General features: G+C 69.2%; 15 protein-coding genes. 12 read left to right on the forward strand and 3 right to left on the reverse strand.

From position 1 onward, the window contains the following. Positions 1-163: 163 nt before the first annotated feature. Positions 164-715 (forward strand): carboxymuconolactone decarboxylase family protein, encoded by a 552-nt coding sequence (locus tag ABZ267_RS10280; RefSeq protein ID WP_356753506.1) that lies wholly within the window; start codon positions 164-166, stop codon positions 713-715. Between the two features lie 33 nt (positions 716-748). Further along, positions 749-1483, forward strand: coding sequence for a maleylpyruvate isomerase family mycothiol-dependent enzyme (locus tag ABZ267_RS10285; RefSeq protein ID WP_356753508.1), 735 nt, complete (start codon positions 749-751; stop codon positions 1481-1483). A gap of 67 nt (positions 1484-1550) precedes the next feature. On the opposite strand, the gene ABZ267_RS10290 is transcribed toward ABZ267_RS10285, so the two are convergent. Beyond that, positions 1551-2894: an AarF/UbiB family protein gene (locus tag ABZ267_RS10290; protein ID WP_356753509.1), complete on the reverse strand. Its 1344-nt coding sequence runs from the start codon at positions 2892-2894 to the stop codon at positions 1551-1553. A gap of 146 nt (positions 2895-3040) precedes the next feature. On the opposite strand from ABZ267_RS10290, the gene ABZ267_RS10295 reads away from it, so the two are divergent. Next, on the forward strand, positions 3041-4237 hold the full coding sequence (locus ABZ267_RS10295) for a HEAT repeat domain-containing protein (protein WP_073777727.1): 1197 nt from the start codon (positions 3041-3043) through the stop codon (positions 4235-4237). Between the two features lie 125 nt (positions 4238-4362). Here ABZ267_RS10295 and ABZ267_RS10300 read toward each other — a convergent pair whose 3' ends face one another. Beyond that, positions 4363-5007: a winged helix-turn-helix transcriptional regulator gene (locus tag ABZ267_RS10300; RefSeq protein ID WP_356753511.1), complete on the reverse strand. Its 645-nt coding sequence runs from the start codon at positions 5005-5007 to the stop codon at positions 4363-4365. Positions 5008-5523: 516 nt separating this feature from the next. Between ABZ267_RS10300 and ABZ267_RS10305 the strand changes: the two genes are divergently transcribed. The 7 genes from ABZ267_RS10305 (at position 5524) to ABZ267_RS10335 (ending at position 10993) form a co-directional block, all read left to right on the forward strand. Beyond that, a complete protein-coding gene (locus ABZ267_RS10305) occupies positions 5524-5958 on the forward strand; it encodes a DUF1428 family protein (RefSeq protein ID WP_356753513.1) in 435 nt (144 codons plus the stop codon). Further along, a complete protein-coding gene (locus tag ABZ267_RS10310; protein ID WP_356753515.1) occupies positions 5955-7232 on the forward strand; it encodes an MFS transporter in 1278 nt (425 codons plus the stop codon). Before ABZ267_RS10305 ends, ABZ267_RS10310 begins: the two co-directional genes overlap by 4 nt. Positions 7233-7299: 67 nt before the next feature. Next, a complete protein-coding gene (locus ABZ267_RS10315) occupies positions 7300-7809 on the forward strand; it encodes an SRPBCC family protein (protein ID WP_356753517.1) in 510 nt (169 codons plus the stop codon). 38 nt (positions 7810-7847) lie between these two features. Then, a complete protein-coding gene (locus tag ABZ267_RS10320) occupies positions 7848-8318 on the forward strand; it encodes an SRPBCC domain-containing protein (RefSeq protein ID WP_356753519.1) in 471 nt (156 codons plus the stop codon). A 37-nt stretch (positions 8319-8355) separates the two neighbouring features. After that, on the forward strand, positions 8356-9090 hold the full coding sequence (locus ABZ267_RS10325) for an SDR family oxidoreductase (protein ID WP_356753521.1): 735 nt from the start codon (positions 8356-8358) through the stop codon (positions 9088-9090). Continuing rightward, on the forward strand, positions 9087-9884 hold the full coding sequence (locus ABZ267_RS10330) for a class I SAM-dependent methyltransferase (RefSeq protein WP_356753523.1): 798 nt from the start codon (positions 9087-9089) through the stop codon (positions 9882-9884). The genes ABZ267_RS10325 and ABZ267_RS10330 overlap by 4 nt, the downstream gene beginning before the upstream one ends. Before the next feature lie 17 nt (positions 9885-9901). Next, positions 9902-10993: a ScyD/ScyE family protein gene (locus ABZ267_RS10335; RefSeq protein ID WP_356753525.1), complete on the forward strand. Its 1092-nt coding sequence runs from the start codon at positions 9902-9904 to the stop codon at positions 10991-10993. Positions 10994-11054: 61 nt separating this feature from the next. On the opposite strand, the gene ABZ267_RS10340 is transcribed toward ABZ267_RS10335, so the two are convergent. Next, a complete protein-coding gene (locus ABZ267_RS10340) occupies positions 11055-11807 on the reverse strand; it encodes a DUF899 domain-containing protein (RefSeq protein WP_356753527.1) in 753 nt (250 codons plus the stop codon). A 263-nt stretch (positions 11808-12070) separates the two neighbouring features. Between ABZ267_RS10340 and ABZ267_RS10345 the strand changes: the two genes are divergently transcribed. Next, on the forward strand, positions 12071-13042 hold the full coding sequence (locus ABZ267_RS10345; protein WP_356753529.1) for a DUF1702 family protein: 972 nt from the start codon (positions 12071-12073) through the stop codon (positions 13040-13042). 64 nt (positions 13043-13106) lie between these two features. Continuing rightward, complete coding sequence (locus ABZ267_RS10350; protein WP_356753693.1) at positions 13107-14954, forward strand: CRTAC1 family protein; 1848 nt, start codon at positions 13107-13109, stop codon at positions 14952-14954. Positions 14955-14957: the final 3 nt, after the last annotated feature.

The following is a 14957-nucleotide window of genomic DNA, read 5'->3' on the forward strand; positions in this document are numbered from 1 at the left end:
GGTCGCAGGCTCGGCCGCGACAGCGGGAGCTTCCACTCCTCGACGCACGGTTGCCACCGACCGGAGGGTTCACTAACTTCCTCGCAACGCGAAGGCCCTGCCGTTCCGCGGCCACGCGATTCTCACCGCACATCTGTCTCCCCCTTCTCCTGGAGGACGAGCCGTGCCCCACATCGCGCTGAACAACGATCTCCCCGGAATCATCGGTTTGATGGTCCACCGGCCCGACACCGGCGGACCGCTGGGTGACCTGGCGAATGCTCTGCTGAGGGCACCGTCCTCGCTCAAACCGGGCGAACGCGAGCTGATCGCGGCGTACGTCTCGCGGCTCAACGACACCGAGTTCTGTGCCTCCTCGCACGGGGCTTTCGCGGCCTCGCAACTGGCGGGGGGCCGGGAACTGGTCCGGGACGTGCTGGCCGATCCCGGCACCGCGCCGATCAGCGGGCGGCTCCGTGCGCTGCTGGGCGTGGCCGCAGAGGTCCGCAGCGCCGCGCGTCCGGTCTCCGATCGAGCGATCGCGGCGGCCCGCGCCGAGGGCGCTGACGACACGGACCTGCACGACACCATCCTGATCGCCGCGGCGTTCTGCATGTACAACCGCTACGTCAGCGGCCTCGCGACCGAGCTGCCCAAGGATGACGAGTACTACGAGCACGCCACCCGGCGGATCGTGACGGACGGCTACCGGGCCGGGATCGTCCAGGGTGACTGACGCCACTCCTCCTGGGAGGCAGGAGGCTGCCGTATGACCGACACGACCCGCGGTCCGGTACCCGACCCGGCTCATCACCTGGCCTACCGTGCCTGTCGGGAGAACATCACCCGGCTCGTCACCTCGGACCTGTCGGTCGCGGAGCTCCCCGTGCCGGCCTGTCCCGGCTGGAGCGTGCGTGATCTCGTCGGCCACCTCGTCCTGGTCTGCCGGATGGCCGTCGACGAGGATCCGGCCGAGATCAGTGAACCCCCACCCCCGCCTCCAGGTATTCCTGTCCACGAACTCGTCATCACCTGGGCCGCGTTGGAGGAGCAGCTGCCGGGAGTTCTGCCGCGCGCGGAGTGGCTGCGTCGCCGCATCCTTCCGCTGGACGCGCTCTCGCACGAGCTCGACCTCCGTACGGCACTCGGTCTGCCCCCGCCCGATGGTTCTCCCGCCCTCGCCGACGCGCTGGATCTCGCCGTGATGGGCTTCACCCTGTCGCTGCACGGACACGGTCTGCCGGCGCTGCGCGTCCGGACGCCCGACCGGGAGTGGACGGCCGGGGAGGGCGAACCGGCCGCCACGCTGGGCGGCGGCAGCCTGGAGGTCTTCCGCGCTCTGACGGGACGGCGCACGGTCCGTCAGATCGGTGAGCTGTCCTGGAGCACCCCGCCGGCATCGTGGCTGCCCGCGTTCACGTGGGGCCCCTTCACACCGCCGACGCGCGCGGTCGAGGAGGCGGCGCCCACCCCCATGGGACCGGACCGGCACTCCGGCACCTGATGGTCGTCGCCACCCGGAACGCCGGGTGGCGACGACCACCGGAGCCCGTGGACCCGTGGGCCAACGCTCAGTCCACGCTCTCCAGCCGTCGGCGGCGCTCGCCGGCGGGGCGGCCGGACGCGGCGCGGAACACGATGGGGCGGGCGATGGCCTGGAAGTCCACGTCGGGGTCGAGGCGGCGGACCGTCTGCTCCACCATGAGGAGCGCGAGGAGGGGGAACACGAACTCCGACGAGGCGTAGATGCCGTTGCGCCGTTGGCTGGCGAACAGTTCGGTGGAGAAGGCGATCAGGTCGAAGTCGCGGGCGGTGGTGCCACCGTACCGGTCGACGAGGCGGGTCATGTCCGCGGTGAAGGCGGCGGTGTCGCTGCGCGGGTCGACCTGTCCGGCGCTGGCCAGGACCGCTTCGGCGCACCGGGGGCCGTTACGGAACCCGAGGTTGAGGAAGAACAGAGCCAGATTCTCCCGTACGACCTCGGGGACGCGGTAGACGAATCCGGCGTCGAGGACGACCACGGAGCCGGTGCGGGTCAGACGCAGGTTGCCGGGGTGCAGGTCGCAGTGGACCAGGCCCGTGCAGAACAGCATCTCGAAGACGGCCCGCAGCGTCTGGTCGGCGAGCGCCCGGCGACGCTCCTGGCTCAACTGGGCCACCTCGACGTGCTCGCGTACCCCGGGCACGAAGTCCATGACCACGCAGGCCTCTCCGCACAGCGCGGTCACGGGCGCGGGCACGGCGATGAATTCCAGGGTGGAGAGGTCGTCGCGGAGCAGGGCGAGGTTGCGTGCCTCGGCGGCGAGATCGAGCTGGCGCAGCACGCTCGCCCCGACGGCGCGCGCCATGTCGGAGAGCGGGGCTCCGCGCAGCCCCGGGAGCCGTCCCGCGAGCGCGAAGACGGTGCTGAGGATGGCGACGTCGCGGCGGACCGTGTCGGTGAGGCCGGGCCGACGGAGCTTGACCGCCACCTGGGTCCCGTCGCTCAGCCGGGCCGGGTAGACGCAGGCGATGCTGCCCGAGCCCAGGGGCTCGGGCCGGAAGTCCGTGAGCAGCTCGGCTCTCCCTGGGCCGAGGTGCGCCGCCAGCGCCCGGTGGACGTCCCGGGCCCGCATGGGTTCGACGTTGTCGTGTAGGCGCCCCAGCGCCGCGCAGGCGCGGGGCGGCAGGACATCTTCGCGGGTGCTGGCGATCTGGGCGAATTTGATGAAGGCCGGGCCCAGCCGCTCGACGATCCGGGAGAGCTCCTGCGGCCAGTCCTCCGCGGTGGTGGGCCGTCCCCTCAGCCGCCGCAAGGAGTGACGTGCCAGGTGGCGGGCGGTGCCGGCGGAGACGGTCGACAGGATCCGGCCGAGACGCAGCAGGGCCGCGGCGGTGGTCACGGAGGGCAGATCAGGACGTTCAGCTCGTTCCATATGGCCACACGTTCCTTAAGTTGATGATCTACGGATCCCAGTATCGACCAAGTGATCCGGGGATACACCGTCCTTGACAGGTCGAGATTACTTAGTTTTCATATAACTACCTCGCATGGGGTGCACTACCTAACTGCGGAGGAAACATGACCCAATCGATCGAATCCCGGATGCAGGAAGGCCTGGTGGCCCTGACGCCGCCGCCGGCCGCCCGGTACAACGACCCCGCGGAGTACCTGGACTTCGCCCGGCCGATCACCGAGAAGTTCCTGCCGTACGACACCCGTAGCGACAGCGAGCTCCGAGAGGTCACCGAAGGGCACGAGAGCCCCCTGGAGCGCGAGCGCGCACTGTGGGAGTTCGCCGACCGCAACCCGGAGGAGAGCCTGGCGTTCATCTCCGACACCATCGCCACGGAGAAGGACCGCCTGGTCCGCTCGGGCGCGCTGTGGCTGGCCCTGCGTTCGGCCGGTCCGAGGGCTCTGGGCGTCTTCGAGAAGTACGCCACGGACGACGATCCCGAGGTGGCCGACTGGGCGCGCGTGCTCACCGGCGACATCACCGGCGTCAAGCAGCAGCGGGTGTACAACGAGGCCGAGGTCGAGGAGACCGGGTACTTCGACCAGACGGTGCCGCTCATCATCGGCGGCCGGGTCGTCATCATGACGCCCGGCGTCGGCGCGGTCCGTGCGGTGCTCTCGCCGCTGTGGTTCGACTCCATCCTCGGCCGTGTGCTCGCGAGCACCAACGTCGAGACGATCCGGACCGACCTCACGGTCGAGAAGGAGCTCAAGGGGCTGAACGAGGACGGCTCGTGCCACTACGAGATCTTCCCGTTCCGCGGGCTGAGCGTCGAGTACGACGGGAACAACCTGGAGCACAACTACCTCTCCGAGACGCTGCGTCCGTTCTACCCGAGCGGCTTCGTCGGCAAGGGTGAGATGGTCGAGGTGCCCGTGTCGCTCGGCCGTATCGCGCTCACCTCGCTCGCCCGCAAGGGCGACGTGGCCATCCAGGGCGACGGTCCGCGTGCGCAGCGCCTGCGCGACGCCGACATGCCTTTCGTGGAGAGCGTGCGCGGCCGGTACTACGGCTGGGCCGCGGTCAACCTGGACCGCACCTTCGACCGTGGCACCGTCGGCGCCGGCGACGTGCAGCTGTCGAACCCGACGGACCCGATCGCGGGCCCGATGACCAACGCCAAGCTGTACGGCACGTTCCGCGGCAAGACGGGCGACTACACCGGCGCGGGCCGCTACACGCTCAACTCGATCAAGTGCCACGGCCGTCCCGACGGCAAGATCGACGTGGTCCAGGGCGGTGCCGAGCTGGCCGCCGAGTGACCTGTGGTGTGACATGACGGTGCACCCCCACGCGAAGTGGGGGTGCACCGTTGCGTCGTGGCCCGGCCCGGACGTCGGACCGTCGGCAGGGGCCGGCACCTGCCGACGCTCCGACGTCCGGGAGATCAGTCCAGGCCGAGCATCAAGGTACAGCGGAGCACGGCCTCCGGGTCGCCCTTGATCCGGACGTCCCCGGTGGCGAGCGCCTGGAACGGGGACAGCAGCCGAGCGCCCACCCGGACGAACGTACCGGCGTCGCACTCGATGGTCAGCGAGGGCTCGGCCACCGCGCCGCGCTCGAAGGAGACCCGGCCGTCGCGCACCAGGATCTGGAAGGTCTGCTCGCTGACCCTGAACTCGTAGACCTCGTCCACCTGAGGAACGGCGTCGTCGACGATCATCGCCTGCACGGCGAGGAAGCCCCACTCGGCGCGGGTCGCCCCATCGGCATCCGACGCGTCGAGGAACTGCAGGCCCCAACGCGCGAGCGCGAGGACGGGCTCCCGCAGCTCCTGCCCGGAGGCGGTGAGCCGGTAGAGACGGGCGCGCCCGTCGTCGGCCACGGACACCTGCTCCACCAGGCCGTGGTCGCCGAGCATCCGCAGCCGGTCGGTGAGCAGATTGGGGCCGATCCCGGGGAGGTTCTCCAGCAGGCCCTTGAAGCGGGCGGGGCCGATCAGCAACTCCCGCACGATGAGGAGGGTCCACCGCTCGCCGATGACGTCCAGCCCGGCGGCCAGACCGCAGAACTGTCCGTAGTCTCGCTTCACGGCGGCCTCCTTCACTCTCTTTCTCGATAGTAACATTCGTGCTCTTTGCAAGGGAGTGGGAAGAGGCAGGTGGGCAGGCCGGGGATCGGCCCGCCGGGGCCGCGGGACGTACTCCGCGGCGGGGGCCGAACGGGCGGACGCGGCGGGGTGTCGAGTCGCCGCGCGGCAGGAAGGGGGCCTCGTCGCCATGTTGGATCCGACAGCGTTCCCGGCCCCATCGCCGCTGCTGAGCAAGGCGGTTCCCGGATGCTGGTCAGGAGCGCCGGGCGTCATGTCCCCACCGCGCCGCAGGCGCGCCGGGGGCGGCGGCGTCCGGTCGGCCCGCCGTGACGGGGGCATGTGGCGGCGGCATGCGCGTCCGGCCGTGGGCCGGGCGGGGACACGTGATCGTGAGCGCCTCGGGGCCCCCGAAGTGATCCTTGCCACTCACTACGTATTCGTATAGCCTCCTGCCGGACAGCTCGATTCACAGGCCCTCATTTCCCGGGGCTCAGATCTCGCTGGGTGGTGGATTCCGTGTATCTCATCTGGTTCCTGCACAGGGTTCCCAGGTCGCGCGAAGAGGATTTCCGCACTGTCGTCCACGACGCCGTAGAAGTGTTCCGGCGGCACGGTGCCATCGGCGGCACCGTGATGGAGGTGAGTGACCCCGAGGCGAAATACGGCTGCTCGGACATCGCCTCGGCTGTCGACGTGGCATCCGACGAGGTGGTCTACGCCGAACTCACCTACTTCCACGACCGGGCGCACTACGACGAGGTCATGCCGAAGGTCGACGCCGACCCCGAGTTGGCGGAGCTCTACGACAAGCTCGTGGAAACAGTCGATATCTCAAGAATTCTCCGCAGCGAGATGAGCACGGTATTCGAGCTCATCAACACCGAGGAGCACGCCAAGTACCGGCGCACTCCGCACAGGCATTGGCATCCGGCACACCAGGAGACAGCGTGACGACAGAACACCAGGACGAGTCCGACGCGGCGTTAGCCGAACCCTCGTGGAACCTGAGGGCCGTCACCTGGTTGTCCGGCACCCAGTTCTTCATGTTCGGCATCGCCATCGGCGTGATGACGGTCGCCTGGGCGGAGGTCATCCGCTCACTCGACCTGAGTGACGGGTTCTTCGGCACCGCGCACCTGCTCCTTCCCGTCGTCGGGCTGGTGACGCTGCTCGCCGCCAAGCGGATCTACCGCTACCTGGACCACCGCTGGATCGGCATCTACGGCCAACTCGCCCTCATCGGACTGCTCGTGATGCTGGCGGTGAGCGACCACTTCGTGGGCCTGCTGATCGCCTTCGTCCTCGCCGGTCTCGGGTCCGCGCTGGTCGACACCGCCACCAACAGCGTGTTCATGGAGATCCAGGCGCGCGGCGGCCGCGAAGTGATGAACATGATGTACGCGATCAACAGCGGCGGTACGGTCGTCAGCGCCCTCGGCGCCGGCGCGCTGATCAGCATGGGCATGGACTACCGCTGGGTCGCCGTGCTGTTCGCCGTGATCATGGCGCCGGTGCTCGTCGCGTCCTTCGTGATCATGTACCCGCCGGTGAACCAGGACGAGCCGGAGGAGGCATCGGGCGCCGCGGAGGCCGAGGGCGACGTCGGCCTCCTCAAGCTGATGCGCAATCCGCTGTTCCGCGTGGTCTTCGTGATGACCGTCCTCGGCATCGCGGTCGAAAGCATCGTGCAGGTCTGGTCGGTCATCTACGTCGACCAGCTCCTCGACGCCCCCATCGTCTACGGTGGCGCGGCCTTCGCCCTCTTCAGCCTCACGATGATGATCGGCCGCATGATCAACGCATGGCTGGTGGCCGCCCTCGGTATCCGCAGGTCCTTCCTGATCTCCGCTGTGGGGACCGCCCTGTCCGGGGGACTGCTGATGGCAGCCTTCGACCTGTGGCTCTCCGTCTTCGCCTTCCTGCTCATGGGCATCGCCATCGCCGGCGTACAGCCCACCTGCCTCAGCGCCGCGGCCCGGGTGGCACCGAGCCGCGTCAACATCGTCGCGGCGGCCATGATGGTGCCCGCGTACGCCGCGTTCATCGCGACGCCGACCGCCTACGGCTGGCTCTCCGATGCCACCTCCCTCAACACCGCCATGGTGCTCGTCGTGGCCGCGGGCGTCGGGGTCGGTGTGCTCGCCCTGAGCCGTCCGATCGCCGAGGCCGACCGGGCGGCCGCACCCGCCGAGTCCGGGGACTCCACGCTCACCGCCCAGACCTGACCGGCTCCGCCGCGTCCCGCCGCACCACTTCACCCCGCCCGGCCCACGCACAGAAGCGGAGTTCATGATGAGCGGATCACTCAGCGCCCTCGGAACGGCATCGCGTACGGCACGCACGGCGACGCTGGACCGGATCCTCCCGGCGGCGCCCGACGAGGTGTGGCGGGCCTGGACCGAACCGGACCGGCTGCCCCGCTGGTTCGGTCCGGTCCTGGGGGGCATACCGGGGCCCGACGTGGAGTACGTACTCGAGGGCCGCGGCGCGCACGGCGACACCATCGTCTGCCGGGTTCTCACCTGGGAGCCGTCCACCCGGCTGCGGGTGACGTGGCGCTACACCGGCGAGACCGAGTCCGAGCTGCGGCTCGACCTGACGCCCACCGACGACGGCGGTACCCGACTGCTCCTGGAGCACGTGGGGTTCGGCCCCGAGGCGGACCCGGTCGACTACGCGGCCGGCTGGCACATGTACACCGACAACTTGGAAGCACACCTCGCCGGCACCCCCGGCGTGGTGGACTCCGACGCGCGCTGGATGGAACTGATGCCCGTCTACGCGGCGGCATCCGCCGACTGAGTCCGCAGAACAGAAACAGAACAAGGAGAGAGCACGACATGAGCACCACGGACGAGAGCGGCAGCCCCCAGGAAGCCGTTCAGGTTCCCGACATCCTGCATTCGACGCTGGTCCGCGCGGCCCCCGAAGCCGTGTTCGACCTGCTGTCCAGTGGCACCGGCTGGGACAAGTGGTTCACCAACGGCTCGACCTTCGGTCCGGCCGTGGGCAGCCCGGTGCACCTGGTCTGGCGCGGGTGGACCGACGACGGCAGCGATACCACCGACGACGGTGTGGTCATGGAGTGCGTGCCGAACGAACGCTTCGCGATCACCTGGGGAACTCCGCCCTCGCTGGTCACCTTCACCACCGCCGAGCACCCGGACGGCACCTGGCTCACGGTGGTGGAGACGGGCCTGCCGCAGACCGCGGCCGGTCTCGCGCGGTACGGGGAGTGCGCTCCCGGATGGGGAGAGGCCCTCACGCTCGTCCGCTGCTACGCCGAACACGGAATCCGCCTGTCCACCTGAGCGGGCACCGCCCCCGCCGACACAGGAGCTGATGTTCATGACAGACCCCCGCACACCATCGCGCGTCGCCCTGGTCACCGGCGCCAGCACGGGGCTCGGCGAGACCGTCGCCGAGTTCCTCGGCGGCGCCGGCTGGCGGTTGGTGCTCACCGCCCGCACCGAGTCCGACCTGACGGCCGTCGCCAAGCGACTCACCGACCGGGGCACCACCGTCGTGGCGGTGGCGGGGGACGTGGGGGAGGCCGCGCACCGGGAGCGGCTGATCGCCGAGGCCGGCTCGCTCGGACGTCTTGACTGGCTCGTGAACAACGCCTCCCAGATGGGGGTCAGTCCGATCAGACCGCTGCTCGACCACCCGGTGGACGTCTTCGAGAAGGTACTCCGCACCAATGTGGTGGCTCCCGTGGCACTGGCGCAACTCGCCCTGCCGCTGCTGCGGGAGACCGGCGGGCTGGTGGTCAACCTGTCCAGCGAAGCGGCCGTGGACGTGTTCCCGTGCGCGGGCATCTACGGGGCCAGCAAGGCCGCCCTCGACCAGGCCTCGCGCATCATCGCGGCGGAACTCGCCGACACCGGTGTGGGAGTCACCTCCGTCGACCCGGGCGGCATTCGCACCCGCGGGTACGCCGAGGCGGAGCCGGGCTTCGATCTGTCAGGCGTGCCGACCCCGGATGTGACGCTGCCGTTCTGGAAGTGGCTTGCCGGGACATCGTCCCCCGAGGTCTCCGGTCGGCGGTACCTGGCACAGGCCGGCCCGTGGGACGTCCGGTGAGCGCCGGGCCGGAGGGCGACCACGGGTACGGGGAACCGTACAGCGCCCTCGCGCAGATCTACGACCGGTGGATGGCCGCCGACCGCATCCCCTACGACCAATGGCTCAGCTTCGCGGGGAAACGATTCGTCGAAAGCGGTCTCGAGGTGCGGACCGTCCTCGACGTCTGCTGCGGTACCGGTATGACGATGAAGGCCCTCCAGGACCACGGCTACGAGGTGACCGGGGTCGACGCCTCCGCCTCGATGCTGGACGTCGCCCGTACCCGCACCACACCCGGCACCGAGCTGCTCTGCTTCGCGGTGCCCGATCAACGGCTCGCGGACCTGGGTCCTTTCGACGCGGCTCTCGTCTGCTTCGACGGGGCGAACTACCTGACGGGTGAGGACGCCCTGGCCACCACGCTGCGTCAGCTCGCCCAGGCGCTCCGGCCCGGCGGGGTGCTGGTGTTCGATCTGAGTACCCGGCGCACCTTCGAGGAGATCGCGGCCCTCGGCGAGTTCGGTGAGGACTTCGGCGACTTCGCCTACATCTGGAACACCCGGCACGAGCCGGACACACCCGCGTACGAGTATCTCGTATCGCTCTTCGTGCCCGAAGGAGAGCTGTTCCGGAGATCCGTCGAGCAGCATGCGCAGCGCCACTTCACCCGTGACGAGGTCCGGAACGCGCTGCGCGCCACCGGCTTCACCGACATCGCCGTCTCGGACAACTACACCGACAGCGACGCGACCGACACCACCCGGCGGGAGTCCTGGAGCGCCCGCCGCACGACCGGCTCCATACCACGATGACGCCCAGGGGGCTGAAGATGTTGCGCCGTTTGTGCACCGCCACGCTCGCCACCGCCATGTTCTGCGGTCTGATGACCGGCACTGCCGCCCAGGCCGGAGCCGGCGGACGGCTCGACGTGGTCGCCGAGAACCTGGTGACTCCGCGCGGCCTCACCTGGGACGCCCACGCCGGGCGCGTCCTGGTCACCGAGGCCGGTCGGGGCGGCCCCAGTCCGTGCGCGCCCGGCGTAGGCGGTTATCCCGCCTGCTTCGGCGCAACCGGGGCCATCACCTCGTACACACCGGGCAAGAAGCGCGGGGCCGAGCGCATCGCCACCGGTCTCCCCTCGGTGATCAACGAATTCAGTGTGCTGGGACTGCACGACGTCGACGCGAGCCACGGTCGGATCTCCGTCGTCTTCGGCATGGGCGGCGAGATGGCCACACGCGACGGGCTGGGTCCGGCCGCGCGGGGACTCGCGCAGACCGGCACCATCGATCGGAAGGGCCGGCTCCACCCGGTCGGGGACCTCCTCGCGTTCGAGCAGCGCCACAACCCGCATCGCGCGGACGTCAACGCCAACGCGTACGGCATCGTCAGGGTGCCGGGCGGGACCCTGGTGGCCGAGGCGGGCGGCAACAACATCCTGTCGGTCACCGATGGCGGATCGGTCCGCATGGTGGCCCTGATGCCCGACCAGATCGTCGACGGCAGACCGCTGGAGTCCGTGCCGTCGGCCATCGCGAAAGGACCCGACGGCGCCTTCTACATCAGTGAGTACAGCGGCGAACCGACCCAGCTGGGCAAGGCGCGGATCTGGCGCATGGCGCCTGGTCGGAAACCGGTCGTCGTGACGAGCGGGTTCACCGGCGTCATCGACCTGGCCTTCGACCGCCAGGGACGGATGCTGGTGCTCGAACTGGCCGAGAAGGGCTTCGACTCGCCCGACCGCACCGGGCGACTCGTACGCGTCGAGAGGGACGGACGCCGTACGGTGCTGGCACGCGAAGGGCTGGAGCACCCCGGCGGGGTCACCGTCGCTCCGAACGGCGACATCTACCTGACCAACCGAACGACCTCGCTCGGTGAGGCGAACGGGCAGCTCCTGCGCTTGCGTCCGGGCCGATGACCTCGGGGGCGCGGGTGGGACCGTCAGGATCCTCTCACCCGCGACCCCGGCAGCGGCGGTGTCAGGAGTCGCAGTGGCCGCAGCCGTCCTCGGTGGTCCGGTCGCCGTAGTCGTCGTGGTGACGGACCCAGTTCATGATCCCGGCCTCCTCCTGGCGCCCGAAGGGGGTCAGGTCCAGGTAGTTGAAGGTGCCGTTGAGCAGGTCGGTGCCGCGCGAGTACGTCGAGTAGGTGTGGAAGACGCGGTCGTCCTCGCGCAGGAAGACGCTCAGGCCGTGCTGCTCGCCGGTCAGGGCCCAGGATCCGATTCCGGCGTCCCGCAGTTCATCCTTCGTACGGAAGTTGAAAAGAACGGGTGCGACGGATTCATCCATCGTGACGTGGAAATCGTAGTTGAACGACGTTCCGTGGGAGGAGAACCAAGGGAAATTCCACCCCATGCGCTCGCGAAATTTCGTGATGTTCGCGAGAGGCGCACGGGAGATCGCGGCGAAGGATGTCCCGGCCGCGTGCAGATGCGCCAAGTGTCCGATGTTGTCGGCAAGGAGTGAACAGCCGGTACAGCCGGCGTCCCAGTCGGGCGCCAGCATGAAGTGGTAGACGATGAGTTGACTGCGGCCTTCGAACAGATCGATGAGGGACGCCGAGCCGCTCGGCCCTTCGAAGACGTACGGCTCGGTGATCTCGACCATCGGCAGGGCGCGGCGCTGGGCACTGAGCGCGTCCCGTTCCCGGTCGAACTGCTTCTCCCGTGCCAGCAGTTCCTTCCGGGCCGCCAGCCATTCTTCCCGCGTCACAATCGCCGGACTGTCCATCCCGGGCCTCGCCTTCTTCGTGCTTTACCAGCAGAGCGAACCCTACCGGAAGAGCAGCGGCCGCAGCGTTCGGCCGCCTATGGCGGCACGGTGTGCATTCGTGTGCCCGACCAGGCTTCGAAACCGCGCTCCACGAGCCGGCGCGCGGCACCAGAAAAAGGGAGCGCACTTTTCGAGTAGACAGCGGGCCGGAAGTGCCGGGTACATTCGGCATGGTTTTTCCGCACCGGCTTGTAGGCACCCAAACGAGGGGGTACCGCACAGTGACGGCTGGATTACGTGCGCTCCGGCGCAGAATATTGACCCCCGCACTGTCCAGCACCAGTCTGGACGTACGAGGATTCCGGAAAAAGAACCCGACGTCCCAGCAACTGCTGGAAACCGTGGGCCGAAGCTTTCTCGAAGGCTACGGGCGGATCGTCGAAGCGCCGGACTCGCGAGCCGCGGAGCCACGACTGGAAGCGATTCCCAGGGAGTTCCGGGGATTCGCCTATGAGGGTGCGGCCATGGCGTGCTCCATCATGGACGCGCTGCCCGGCAGCAAGGGGCAGCGCCTCAGCGGCCTGCTGGCCGGACGAGGGGGCGCGCACACCTACATGGCCTACGTCGGCATCGGCTGGGCCATGGCACGTCTGCCGCGGATGCTGCACCCCGACATCGAGAAGACGGATCCGCTCCTGAGGTGGCTGATTCTGGACGGATACGGCTTCCACCAGGCCTACTTCCGGACCGCGCGCTATGTCCACGGGCAGCACCGCGAGCAGAAGCTGCCCTGGCCGCAGCACCAGGCCTCCTACGCGCAACGCGCGGTGGACCAGGGCATCGGCCGGGCGCTGTGGTTCGTCGGCGGCACCGACGTCGACGCCGTCCTGACACTCGCCGATGCCTTCCCGCCGGACCGGCGTGGTGACCTGTACAGCGGAGTCGGACTGGCCGCGACCTACGCGGGCGGCGCCGGTCCGGACGAACTGCTGCGCCTGCGGGACAGCGCCGGCGTGTACCGGCCGCAGCTCCTCCAGGGGTCGGCGTTCGCCGCGGAGGCGCGCGAGCAGGCCGGGCTGACGGTGCCGCACACCCAGCTCGCCACCGAGGTGCTGTGCGGGATGAAGCCGCACGAGGCGGCAGGCATCTGCCGGGAACTGCGACCGGGCGCGTCCGACCGGGTGGACGCGCCCGCGTACGAGACATGGCGTCAGCACATAGCCGGAGCACTCGTTTCCGAGGGAAGGAGCTAGCCACGTGTCCACCGTGCGATCCCGCCTCTACCTCAGACTTCCCGGAATCGTCGCCGTCCTGATGATGGTGGTGACCTACGTCGCCGTCCGCCCGGCGACACCGTCCGCGGCGCAGACCGGCGAGCTGGCGAGCTCCTTCGCCTTCACTCCCCAGACCATCGCCATGCCCGCGGGCTACGAGCAGCAGGAGATCCGCGAGGTCAACAAGGCGTACAAGCACATCGAGGCGTGGATCTCCTCGGTGGGTGCCGCCGTCGCCATGAACGACGTCGACGGCGACGGGTTCTCCAACGACCTCTGCGTCACCGACCCCCGGATCGACCAGGTCGTGGTCACCCCCGCACCCGACGAACGCGGAGACCGGTACGCGCCGTTCGTCCTCGACCCCGCCCCGCTCCCCATGGACGACGTGATGGCGCCGATGGGCTGCGTCGCCGGTGACTTCGACGAGGACGGTCACAGCGACCTGCTCGTCTACTACTGGGGCCGTACCCCCGTCATCTTCCAGGCCCGCCCCGAGCAGAACTCCATGAGCGCCGCCTCCTTCGAACCCGTCGAACTGATTCCCGACGTCGGCTCGGCGCAGTACACCGGGCCCCGCTGGCACAGCAACGCGGTCACGATCGCCGACTTCGACGGGGACGGCCACGAGGACGTCTTCATCGGAAACTACTTCCCGGACAGCCCCGTCCTCGACCCCACCGTCCGAGGCGGTGTGGTCATGAACGACTCGCTGTCCAACGCGTTCAACGGCGGTGAGGACCACATCCTGCGGTGGACCCCGGACGGCTTCGTCCAGGCCGAGGACGTCATGCCCCGGGAGATGCGGATCGGCTGGACGCTGGGTGCGGCCGCCACCGACCTGGACGGCGACCACCTGCCCGAGCTGTACGTCGCCCACGACTTCGGCACGTCACGCCTGCTGCACAACCGGTCCGAGCCCGGCCGCATCCGGTTCGCCGAGGTGAAGGGCGCGCACAACCCGATGGTGCCCAAGTCCAAACGGATCGGCGCCAGTTCCTTCAAGGGCATGGGAATCGACTTCGGGGACCTGAACCAGGACGGGCTGTACGACATGTTCGTCTCCAACATCACCACTTCCTTCGGTCTTCAGGAGAGCAACTTCTCGTTCATGAGCACCGCCGACGACACGGATGACGTGCGCGCCCGCATGAGCCGGGGCGAGGCGCCGTACGTGGACCGCAGCGGCCCGCTCAACCTCGCCTGGTCGGGATGGGGCTGGGACGTGAAGATGGGCGACTTCGACAACGACAGTCAGCTGGAGATCACCCAGGCCACCGGCTTCGTCAAGGGCCGGAACAACCGCTGGGCCCAGCTGCAGGAACTGGCCACCGCCAACGACGGCCTGGTCGCTCACCCCGGCTGGTGGCCCCACGTCAGAAAGGGCGACGACCTGGCCGGAGACCAGACCATGCGATTCTTCGCCAGAACACCTGACGGCGACTACGCGAACCTGTCGGACCGCCTCGGCCTGGCCGTGCCCATCCCCACCCGAGGCATGGCCGTCGGGGACTCCAACGGCGACGGCAGGCTTGACCTGGCGGTGGCACGGCAGTGGGGAGAACCCGGTTTCTACCTGAACGAGAGCCCGACCGCCGGCGACTTCCTCGGACTGAAGCTGACCCACCCCTCCGGATCCCCGGTCGTCGACGCCCAGGTGACCGTGACCCTGCCCGACGGCACCCGGCGCGTCAGCCGCGTCGACGGCGGCGGTGGACATTCCGGCAAGCGCAGCCATGAGGTGCACATCGGTCTCGGCGAGCAGAGCGGCACCTCCCTGCCGGTGCGCCTGAAGTGGCGCGACCGCTCCGGCGCGGTCCACGAGAAGGACCTGCGGCTGGCTCCCGGCCGGCATGACCTCCAGCTTGCGTCCGACGTCAAGGAGAAGTGACCG

The organism is Streptomyces sp. NPDC006174 (assembly GCF_040614075.1).
Taxonomy (GTDB): Bacteria; Actinomycetota; Actinomycetes; order Streptomycetales; family Streptomycetaceae; genus Streptomyces.